We start from the raw sequence: 12,663 nt of genomic DNA on the forward strand, positions 1-12,663 counted from the left end.
TATAATAACTATATTAAAGTATGACTTACGCTGTATGACCACAAGTAAAATTACAGTAATTAAAATTTTATTGAATACTCAAATAATTAAAAATAAACATGGTAGACTCAAAAAATTTAACGTAATTTGATTCATAATAATACTAACAAAAAGTGAACACGAAACTGAACACGATTTGGAACACGATTAAGAACACAGCGAAAAATAATAAACTGATTTTCAGGTAGTTAAAAATCTTAAAATTGGCTTTTTAAAATTCATAACTCAGAGGTTACGAGTTGAAATCTCGTTCTCATCACATTAAAAAAAACCTAAAACTAACGTTTTAGGTTTTTTATTGTTTTTATGTAAAAACATGCATTAAAGCATTAACATATGTAAAATAAAAAAAGTGTTTTGGGGCTTTACTTTAAAGTAATTCAACTCTAAGAAAGTTGCATAAAACTCTTCACAAAAACGGTCTATCAACAAACAATACAAACACCTATTTCCGAAGATAATTCAGTAAAAATATTGCAAAAAAATATTCCATATCGAAATATGGAATATTATAGTAGTTAGAACTCAATACGTTCAAATATTATATGAATTCAATAAAGGTTTACTGTTTTATAATTCTAAAACTGTGTTGACCTGTTTCTGAAGTTAAAGAAACAATATAAGGTCCTGCTGCAAGTGATGAAACATCTAAACGTAAATGAGTTGATAACGTTTTCTCTGCATATACTTTTTGACCTAAAACATTAGTAATTGTAACATTACTCAAGTTAGAATTATAATCTACATGTAACACATTTTTAGTAGGAATTGGATAAACAGTCAAAGCGTTTAAATCAAATTCATTAACACTAAGCGCTTCAATGGATAGTGTAAAATCCAAGGCTTGACCAAAACCAGAAAAAACCCCTTGACCAAAGGGATTAAATTGTATACCACATGGGTTAATCTCTGCAGGAGAGTCTGAATCCTGATATGTTTTTGTTATTCTAATACGTGTATCTCCAATAACAGCATTTGCTGGTACCATAATATCTAAACTCACAAAAACATTATCATTTCCTGTAGAATTAGTAATAGTGCCTACGGAGTAAATTTCGCCAGTATCATCTAATATATCATTTTGATTCCAATCTATAAAAGCAACAATATCCGTATCAAAAGGACCTACCGTATTTCCCTTTACTGCAATGGTATAGGTTTCTCCTGGTGTAACATTAACATGTGTTTCAGTTTCATCAACTAACACAGAGCTAGTATCCGTATTTGAAATTGTTGTTCCTGCAAAACTAACTTCTGTAATTTCTTCTACAGTTACATTTCCTGCATCTGTGATGTTGCAATATGGCTCTGGAAACTCAAGAGCTTCTTCTACCTCTAATGTAAAATCTAAAGCCTGCCCAAAACCAGAAAAAACACCTTGACCAAAGGGATTAAACTGTATACCACAAGGGTTAATCTCTGCAGGAGAATCTGGGTCCTGGTACGTTTTTGTAATTCTAATTCTGGTGGTTCCAATAACTGCATTGGCAGGAACTGCAATATCTAAAGCAACTGAAACACTATCATCTCCAGTAGAATTAGAAATTGTACCTACATTATAAATTTCGCCAGCATCATCTAAAATATCATTTTGATTCCAATCTATAAATGCCACAATATCGTTATCAAAAGGACCTTCGGTATTCCCTTGTACTACAATCGTGTATATGTCATCTACTCTTAAATTAGCTATGGTTGTTGTTTCATTTACCAATACCGAAGTTACATCTGTATTAGTAATACTCGATCCTGCAAAATTAACAGTTGTAATTTCTTCAACTGTAACGTTGCTAGAATCTGTGATATCACAATACGGACTAGGAAAATTTTGAGCTTGCATACCAAAAGATAATAGAGCAATTGCGAGAGTAATTTTTTTCATAAATGTTTAGAGTTTTGGTTGAAATCTAAAGTTATGAAATTAAATGGGATCCCTACGGAAATGTGCCTTTTTAACACTATTGCATTAGATAATGAAAATTGGCCAAATTGGAATTCTACAGCACATTTCCGAAGAAATAATATTTACAAAAGAGCTTTTAGCGCTTACGTTGCCGATTTCGCTTACAATATTTACACTCTGAAAGGAAGGTTAACGAGAACTCATAAACACCTCCTGTGTTGCCGATTTTGGAAACATTATGATCGTAAGAAACACCAAATCTAAAACTAGAATACTCCATCCCTAAAAACCCATTTACAGAGGTGACGAGATGTCTATTTTTTGAGTTTTTTGCCGGATTTGTTGCTGCAGTAACACCAACCAAAAATTGATCTAATTGAAATAATGGCCCTAGATCTAAACGATCAAATTGCCCTTGACGTAAATAATTGGTAGTGATTAATACTTTAGAATCATCATTTAAAAACGGAAAACGATACGTAGCATGAAGTGAAATTAGCATATCTAGTTTAGAATTCTCACCTTCTACAAACGATACATCTGGCCTATTGATATGCTTTGCCGAAGCTCCAAACCAATAAGAAATATCGTTATTATTTTCTATACGCTCAAACACTACTCCTGTAGAAAAATCCATGAAAAAGAAATTGCGTGTATTATTTCCTAAAGGATCTACAGATACCGGATTTATAACTCCTGTGTTGATGTTTAATTGATCTCCTAACGTGAGGTTTCTAAATCGGTTATTTTTATTCCCCACGCCAACTTCTATTCCTGGTCTAAAATACCATTGATCTGCAATTCTAAAACGCTGTGCATAATTAACATTAAACTGAAAAAAATTATAATTATTAAACGATTCTCGTTGCCAATGTGCATTGATCCCTACACCAAATGCCAAACGGTTACCCTCAAAAGATTGATTTACAAATGCGTATTGGGTATTGATATTTAAGTCTAATCCTGGCCATTGCATTCTGCTCAACATGCCTGCATAAACCCTACCGTTATCTTCAAAACCTGTAAATCCAGGATTTAAAGTGATTGGCATATTATTAGATTGTGTAAAAATTGGATCTTGAGCGTTTACAGTACAACTCATAAAAACCAAAGCAAATATGATAGTGTGTTTTAAGTTCATGTGAGTTATTTAATAGTTACAAAAACACCGTCTTTTTCTATCGCATCACCATAAAAGGTTTTTGCTGTAAACGTGTAATAATAGTTTCCATTTTCGGCTAGTTCATCGTTTATGGTGCCATTCCATCCTATCAGACTTTCGAGATCTTCTTCATAAAACACCAAACTTCCCCATGTATCGTATACTCTAAATTCTAAAGTATTTAATCCCATATATTTGGGCACGAAAAAATCATTTAAACTATCTTCATTTGGTGTAAAAGCATTTGGAAACATCAATTTATATCCTTCTTCTACAATAAGTGTTACAACCTGCTCATACACACAACCAAAAGGATAAGTGACGGTTTGTGTTACAACATAATTACCAACTGCTGTGTAAGTATGAATTGGGTTTTCTTCTGCGGAAAATGTGCCATCTCCAAAATTCCAAAGGATACTTTCAAAATTGCCTGTTGACGTATTTGTAAATTCTATTGGATCATGAATGGAGTAAATTCCAAAATTAGTAAAACCAACAGAAGACACCTCAAAATCTGGCTGCCCAAATACAGGAATATCTACGTTTAAACTATAGGTAACACTACAACCTAAACTATCAACAACATCTAATATGACCAATCCATTTTCACTAGTAGTCATCTGCTCATTATTAACTCCACTTACCGTTCCGCTAGACCAGTTATAAGCAAATGGTGGCACGCCTCCTGAGGCCTGAGCAATAAAGAGTTGATTAATGCTTTGCTCATCACAATCAACCTCAGACTGCACATCTACGATAACTGCAAGTGGTTCAAAACGCTCTATCGTCCAACTTCCTGAGGTTTCACAACCGTTAGCATCTGTAACTTGAGCTGTATAAGAATTTGGCGGACTATTATTTAAGTCTTCAGTGATTTCTCCATTAGACCACACAACATTAAAAGGAGGTGTTCCTCCTTGAATTAATAAATTAATGGCTCCACTGTTAGTATCATCGCAATCAAGTGCATTTGTAACATTCGCAGATACAACTAAAGGTGCAATATCAAAAATGGTAAAACTCTCTTCTATGGTACAAGGTGCTGCATCTGTAATAGTCACAGTATAAGTTCCTGGAGCAAGATTATTGCGCTCGGTTCCTGCGGTTGGGTCATCATTCCAAACTAAATCTACTGGTGCAATGCCGCCAACAAAATTAAGCATAATACTTGCATCATTTTCACCTGAACATGATAGTTGCGTCACCACTGGATCTATTAAAAATACAGCTGGCTCATCAATTATTACTGGAAAATCTTTAATGCAATTTTCAGCATCTGTAATAGTAATTATGTAGGTTCCTCCTGTAAGATTGGTTTGATTATTTCCTGTTCCTAAATTACTCCATGCCACTTGATAAGGACCAACTCCTCCAGAAATTGAGTTAATGGTAATAGAGCCATCATTATTTCCATAGCATTCTATTTCTGTTGTGGTCACATTAATAGCAATTTCAGTATTTTGTACAATTTCAACTTCCAGCGTATCTGTACAATTAGAAGCATCTGTAACTGTGACACTATAAATTCCTGCAACTAAATTTTCAATATTTTGGTTATCACTTGTAAATCCATTAGGTCCTGTCCAAGAAAACACATAATCTAATCGACCACCTGTAGCATTAATACTAATGGCTCCTGTGTTATCTCCAAAACATAATACATTGGTTTTAGTATCTAAAGTAACGTCTAGAATATCTGGTTCTACAATGCTAAACGTTTGTGATATCGGTCCGCAATTATGATCATCAGTTACAGAAACCACATACACTCCTGGCTCTAAACTATCTAAATCTTCATTACCAGAAAATGGCAATCCATCTAGAGTCCAATTATAAGTATAGGGTAATGTACCACCTGCAATATCAATACTAATCTCGCCATCATCTGCTCCAAAACACGAAATGGTTTCAGGATCAAAAGTTACTGCACTAAATTCTAAAATATCAGGTTCTGTTATCGTAAACGTTTCAGAAAAAGGACAACCACCATCATCAATAATATTAAGAGTATATGTACCTTCACTTAGATTAAAAAGATCTTCATCTGTACTTGTATAAGCATTTGGACCAGTCCATAAAATATTATAAGGATTTCCTCCGGAAAACGGCACGCCTCCAACAATCGTAATTTCTATGGACGCATCGTTAGACTCAAAACAACTATTATTGGTAAGTTGTGATGTTATCGAAATAGACGGATTTACAGTCACAACCACTTCAAAATTAGCACCAACGCAATTTCCAGATGTAGGTGTTACAGTATATGTTACAGTCCCAGGATTGGTGGTTGTATTAGTCAATAATTGCGAAATGCTTGTTTGAGCAACTAATTCTTCCGAAGCACCAGTAACACTTCCTGCAGGATTTATAATTGGTGTAGACCAAGTATACGTTGTATTTATTGGCACACTATCTCCATTGGTTTCATCTGGAATATGCTCAAATACATTTCCGCTACAAATTAATTCTGCACCATCACTAATATATGGTGTTTCATTAACGATGATTTCAGCAACATCTGACACAATTTCAGAACAGCCTCCAGCATTTAAGGTAATTATACAGTAGTAAAACGTTGTACCAACTACTGAAACATCTGGACTATAGCTTGCTGTAGTTTCACCTGCAATTGCAGTTCCAGATGTAACATCATTTACTGTATTCTCATACCATTGATATGTTGGTGAACCTGCGCCATTAGTATAAGCGACAACTAAATCTGCGGAAGATTCTCCTAAGCATAATTCATCAGATAATGGCTGATTTGTAAATTGTGCTGCAGCCGTAACTTCAACTTCACAAACAAGACTTACCACTTCACAACCCGAAACATCTTGTGTAATCACACAGTAATAATAAAATGTACCAACCGTTGCTGTTGGAGGCGAAAACGTACTCGACGTTTCTCCTGCTATTGCCGTTCCTCCTACATTACTATTAATTGTATTAGAGTACCATTGATAAGATATAATTCCTAATCCTCCTGAATTAACCACTTCTAAATCTGTTGGAATTGTACTTTGACACAAACTTTGATATGCAATAGGTTGCAGGTCCACAATTGGATCATCCACAACAATAACTTCGGAAATAGAACTCAATAAGCTAGAGCAGCCATTTGCACCATAATCAATCTCAACATAAAAATAGTAATTACCTGTAGCTGTAAATACTGGAGGTGAATAGGTACTGTTGGTTGCTCCTGAAATTAATGTTCCGCCTGTGGTAGAGTTTGTTGTATTAGAAAACCATTGATACATAGGGTTTCCTGCACCTCCAGAAACTGTAATAGACAGTTCATTTGACGTACCATCAATACAAATAGATTGTGTTGCTATAGGCTGTGTATCGATTTGAGACTCCTCTTTAATTTCTATTAACGCAGTATCTGAACTAATTTCATTACAACCACCTGTAGAAAACGTAATGACTACATAATAATAAACATCTCCTACAGTATCTGTTGGAGGAGCATATGTTGACGAAGTGGCTCCTGCAATCGCAGTTCCAGTGGTGGTATTGTCAATTGTATTTTGATACCATTGGTAATTTGGTGTTCCAGCACCTTGATAAGAAACGGACAAATTTGGAGTGGTTCCGTTGAGGCAAATTGCATCAGATATGGGTTGAAAAGTCACTAATGGTGCTGGTTCTACTGTGATTATAAACACTACAGGATCACCTTCACAACCATCAATATCTGGAACTACTGTATATATTAAATCAATTGGATTAGTTGTCGTATTTATTAAGATTTGGGCTGGTATTTCATTATTTGTACCAAATGAAAAGTAACCTGTTAATCCTACAGGATCATTGCTCGTCCACGTATAAGTTGTAGTTGTATTATCTGATGTTAAATTAATAGCTGTAGTTGTCGCTCCAGAACAAATAGTTTGATTCACATCTGTATTGGTAATCGTTGGAGCTTCATTTATAGAAAAAGTATCTGTGACTGTATCTGTTCCGCAATCATTTGTAACACTTAATGTTATTGTATAATTTCCTGCTATTGCATAATTAATGGTTCCTGGATCTAGCGTGTTAGCACTAGCTGGAGTTCCTCCTGGAAAAGACCAGTTATAAATTATCGTTTCCGAAGAGGGAGCACACGTATCTACAATTGCTGTTGGATTAATATCTCCTGGTCCGCAACCATCACTAACATCATTTATGGAAATTTCTGGAGGCTGCTTAACTTCAATAGTTTGAGACGTTGTAAAATCTCCACAAGAATTTGTAGCAGTTAATACTAGTTCATAAGTTCCGGCTGTATCAAAACTGAAAGATGGACTTACTGAATTTTCATCACTCCCATTTGTAAAACTCCACTGTTCTGGTGTTGTTCCACAATTTGTAGCTGAATAATTAACTTCCCATAGATATTCTGGCGTTTCACAAGAGGTTGATTCATCTGTAGTATTAGATGTTGTTAGGTTTAAAGGACCACAACCTTCCGAAGTATTTAGAGAAAAAACAGGCACCAAATCATCTTCAACACAAATGGTTTTGACAATCGTATCTGCACCACACCTATTACCTGTGTTTAACGTTACAGTGTATGTTCCCAATTGTGTAAAATTAACACATAAATTATCTGTTCCTGTACTCCATAAATTAGGATCACTTAATCCAAAGTCATTCCCCAAACTTCCAGAAGTAATTGTGTAACCTGTTGCAGGAGAAATGTCCCATATAATGTTTGGGCTCGTATCACAAGAACTGCCTAATCCGTTATTTTCTTCGCCAATAGACGTGTTGGTTAAACAAATTTGTGTGTTAATACATGCTGTTTCGGGTGCATCAAAATCTGCTTCTGGAGCAATAGACACATAAATGGGAACAACACCAACAGAAGAAGCACTACAAGGGTTTGAAGCTACAATAATTGCCGAAAATGAATTTTGATAAGAATTTGTACCATCTGAACTCGTTGTATCACATGAAGATGTTGAAAATGTATGCGTGATACTTGTAGGTGGTGGATGAGAAAATGTTTGAGGTGCAGAGCCATCATTAAATGTCACTGTATATGTAGTTCCCGGTGGATTATTATCTGTTCCTGTGATTGGAAATGTCAACGGACTAGAATTACATATATCTGTATTTCCTGGGTTACCTAGAGATACAGCTGGATTAGAGCCTACAAAAACAGTATAATTTGTAGTTCTATCGCACCCATTACTCGCTTCAATAGTGTATACAAGATTATAAATTCCAACATCATATGTATGTGTAGTACTTGACCAAGTAGTTTCATTAAAATCTGGAGAGCCATCTCCCCAACTTATATTATAATTCGTATTTAAGGAACCTGTACTTGAAGTGTTTGTAAATGTAAAAGTTGTTGTTTGATTTGTACAATCTCTAAATACAGGTATACCTTCAAATGTGGTTCCAGCTCCAGTTCCTCCTATTGACGTATCTGGTGATGGTAAAATTTGAATTTGTACGCTCTCATTAATTATATCAACAGTAGCTGTATTATCTTCTACGGAAATGAGATTGTAAGTGTATGTTCCACTAGCATTTGTATTTACCGTAACCGTTACCGAATTGTTATTACCTGTGGTCATAACAGTTTGATCTACTCCATTATTGATATTATAGGTAAATATATAAGGTACTGTTCCTCCAGAACCTGTGAAGGTCACTGTAGGAGCTGGTGTATCATATTGACATATTTGCGTTGCTGATATTGAAATTGTAGCATCAGAAACTGCCAACCGAGCGCTATCAATTAATACAACATTTTTGGTAAATTCAATAAGCTTTTTTTTAACAACATGTGCATATGTTATACTCAATAAAAAAAAAGTTATGAATAATACTAGAGGGTACTTTTTTATCATAAATCAATGGTAATTAATTCTTTGCGGCTTTAAATATAATTTAATTACTGTAATATGTGCATCAATTAATGCTAATTTTATGTGATGATTTTAAAAACTTGATTCACCGCATTTATATACTTTAAAACTTATCATTCTATAAATTAACTAGAATTAGATTATTAATGCAATACCCATTAGAAGGGATATACTATCTCCATAATGTACACGCAATAATTTGCAAGTTTATTCATTCAAATTTTGAAACAAATGTTAAATTTTGCATTTCATCGGTTTTTTATGCGCTTTATGGATGTTTGTTTAAATAAATTAATATATTGCGCCATTATTAATTGATATAATTCAGAAACCCAAACTGATGAAAAAAACTACTTATTTATTTGTGTTATTATTTATGGTCGCTCAAATATCTTTAGCTCAAGATATTTACAAGCGCGTTACCATTAATAATATTGACGCTACTGTTGTTGAAATCCTAGATAATAGTGGTATTGACATGACCTGCGGTGCTTTGTTTTTAGATGACAAATTGCAAATTGAATTAAGCGAAGTCGAACTCCAAAGCCTATCCAATCAAGGTGTAGGCTATACTGTTTTAATTGATAATCTTACAGAGTTTTATAGTAAACGAGCAACACAAGATCTTCCAAAAGCACGTTTACAATTAGAGCAAGAAAAGCAAATGTCTCAACACAATGCTAGATACAGTGTAAGTGAACTTTTAAATAATGTAGGTCAATATGATGAGTGTAATGAAATAGATTGGGCAACACCAGTAAACTGGAATTTAAACCCAAACAGTGCGCCTAATTCATTTGGAGGCTGCCTAACTTATGCTCAAGTGCTTCAAGAATTAGATGATATGCGTTCGCTGTATCCAAATCTAATATCTGCAAGAGCCGATGCTTCACCAACCAATCAAACCACCTACGAAGGACGTACTATTTGGTATATTAGAATTTCAGATAATCCAGATGTAGATGAAGCTGGAGAGCCAGAAACCCTATACCAATCGTTAATTCACTCAAGAGAGTCGGCTACCGTAATGAATCAATTATATTTCATGTGGTATCTTTTAGAAAATTACGATACAGATCCAGCCATTAGAAACCTAGTGAATAACCAAGCCTTATATTTTATACCAGTATTTAATCCAGATGGTTTTGTGTACAATCAAACCCAAGCACCTAATGGAGGCGGATTACAACGTAAAAACAGAAATGATTCTGCTTCAAACTCTTGTAGCACTTATCTTGACGGTATTGACCTTAACAGGAACTCAGCATATTACTGGGGAAATGGTGGGTCTACAACAAATCCATGTAGTGACACCTATATGGGAACAGGACCCTTTTCAGAAAATGAAACACAAATTATGCGTGATTTCTTTGTACAATATGATTTTGAATTGGCTTTAAATCACCACTCTTATAAAAATGCAATGCTTCATGCTTATGCAGGAACAAACATTGCCAACCCAAGACCAGACGAATACTCAAAATACAATCATGATATGACCTATTATAATAGGTATGCTCACGGACCAAGTACCTCTATTAGTTCACTTAATAGTGGTAATATGAATGATTGGATGCTTGGAGGACCAGCAGGCACAAGCGCAAATGGTACACCAACAGGTACAGGGTCTGGTAAAGAAACATTAGCATGGACACCAGAAAACGGATTACTTTCAGAACAAGGACCAACAGGTAGTGGGTTTTGGCCAGCACCTTCAAACTTTTTACCGATTGCTAAACGTGCCATGCGTATGAATTTTTTAGCCGCCTATTTTAGTGGTAAATACGGAAAATTGCACGATTTAAACCAAAGCGATATCACAGCAACTTCAGGAAATCTAGAATTTGGAATAGAAAACCTCGGACAAAAAGCTTCAGATTTTACAGTAACAATAACAGCAGTTTCAGCAAATATTACAATTCCTGGCGCTACAAATTCAATAACCGAAAGCTTTACAGCTGCTCAAGTATTAGACCAGCGATTTGTTAGTATTCCTTATACATTAGATGGCGGAATTCAAGCCGATGATGAGATAGAGTTTAAAGTTGTATTCACAAACAACTATGCCTCAGATAATGTTTTATACGAAGCCAATATTAAAAAAACATACGCACCAACAAATGTCATTTTTGATGATGCCACAGATAATTTATCAAATTGGACAGCAATAGGATCAGGTGGTTCATGGAGTACAACAACAGATGCATACCCAAATTCAGCAGGTGCTTCAGCCATTAGATCAAATGCATCCATACCATATAATGATAATCAAGCTAACGGTATTCAATTAACAAATCCAGTTAACTTAACAGGTGTATCCACAGCACTCGTTCAGTTTTATGCAAAATGGGATTTAGAACGTAGTTTTGATTATGTACAATTAGAAGCCTCTCTAGACGCGAGCTCATGGACACCACTTTGTGGGAAATTCACAAAACCTGGTGCTCCAGATGATAATAATACCTATTCAGGAAAAGGCTCAGCAGATAATGATTTTCAACCCGATGGAGAACCCTTATATGATGGTGATACTCAAGACAGATGGTATATGGAAGAAATTGTGATTGACGCTTCAAATAACTCCATGTTTTCTCAACAAAGCAACGTATACTTTAGATTCGTCTTTTTTACAGATTCATCAAACCGAGAAGATTCATATTATAATGTAGATTTTGAAGGGTTTACTTTTGATGATTTTAAAATCACAGAGATTAAGATTCCTTGTGTTAATAGCGTGCCAACCAATGTTTCTGTAAGCTCAATTACAGCATCTGCAGCTTATATAACTTGGGATGTTGTACCATCAGCAACCTATGATTTAAGATACAGAGAAACTAGTACAACATCTTGGACAGACGTTTTAGATCTAACCACAAACACGTACACTATAACCGGTTTAAATAACTTAACAACATATGAGGTTCAAGTACGTACAAAATGTACAGCATCAACATCTGCTTATTCAACATCTGAAGTCTTTACAACTCTCGATGCTTGCTTAGATGGCACCATTTCAACATTTCCATACACGCAAGGTTTTGAAAACAATACAGCATTCACAAACGAATGGAAACAAGGTGTCAATGCTACCGATGATGATATTGATTGGACACGAGATAGTGGAGGAACAACATCTAGTAATACAGGACCATCAACTGGTTCTGGATCCATGTGGTATGTATATACAGAAGCCTCAACAAATGTTACTCCTGAAGGAAGTCCACAAAAAACAGCAATCATAACTAGTGATTGTATAGATTTCACAAACTGGGAAAATGCTAAAATTAGTTTTGATTACCACATGTATGGCGCAGATTTAGGGAGTTCTACAGAAAACCCTATAGCAACAGGTTATATCGCTTTAGAAGTAAGTGATGATGACGGATTAAACTTTACAACAGAAACCATCATCAATGATGACAGCCAAAACTCATGGAAAACAGCTACAGATATTGATTTATCTGCCTATGATGGTAAAATTGTTCTCATCAGGTTTAGAGGTGTAACAGGAAGCTCTTGGAGTAGTGATATGGCACTTGATAATATAAATATTGAGGCAGACCCTGTGACAGGATCTGATTCGCCAGTGGCTGTATGTCAAAACATTAATGTGCAATTAGATGCTACAGGTAATGCAACCATAGTTGCTGCAGATGTAGATGGAGGCTCAACAGATGATGTTGCTATTA

The 12,663-nt window shown here is 35.0% G+C and carries 4 protein-coding genes; 1 reads left to right on the forward strand and 3 read right to left on the reverse strand.

All coding sequences use genetic code 11. The annotated features are described in order from the left end of the window. Window positions 1–601 precede the first annotated feature (601 nt). From TD29_RS18250 to TD29_RS17990, 3 genes are all read right to left on the reverse strand, one after another. Window positions 602–1,921 carry a GEVED domain-containing protein gene (locus tag TD29_RS18250; protein ID WP_241485272.1) on the reverse strand — a complete coding sequence of 440 codons (1,320 nt, stop codon included), beginning with the start codon at window positions 1,919–1,921 and terminating at the stop codon, window positions 602–604. 157 nt (window positions 1,922–2,078) lie between these two features. Next, entirely contained in the window at window positions 2,079–3,083 is a 1,005-nt protein-coding gene (locus TD29_RS12405) for a PorP/SprF family type IX secretion system membrane protein (RefSeq protein ID WP_040281049.1), read from the reverse strand. Between the two features lie 5 nt (window positions 3,084–3,088). Continuing rightward, window positions 3,089–8,911: a PKD domain-containing protein gene (locus tag TD29_RS17990; protein ID WP_161792620.1), complete on the reverse strand. Its 5,823-nt coding sequence runs from the start codon at window positions 8,909–8,911 to the stop codon at window positions 3,089–3,091. Between the two features lie 403 nt (window positions 8,912–9,314). Here TD29_RS17990 and TD29_RS17995 point away from each other — a divergent pair. Then, window positions 9,315–12,663, forward strand: a 3,349-nt coding sequence (locus tag TD29_RS17995) for a M14 family zinc carboxypeptidase (protein WP_152611511.1), incomplete at its 3' end; no start/stop codon positions are given.

It is taken from the genome of Psychroserpens damuponensis, assembly GCF_000826655.1.
GTDB lineage: Bacteria > Bacteroidota > Bacteroidia > Flavobacteriales > Flavobacteriaceae > Psychroserpens > Psychroserpens damuponensis.

Excerpts from the sequence above, each read along its gene's own strand:
- TD29_RS18250 (WP_241485272.1), bottom strand. The coding sequence starts at position 1,921 with ATGAAAAAAATTACTCTCGCAATTGCTCTATTATCTTTTGGTATGCAA.
- TD29_RS12405 (WP_040281049.1), bottom strand. The coding sequence starts at position 3,083 with ATGAACTTAAAACACACTATCATATTTGCTTTGGTTTTTATGAGTTGT.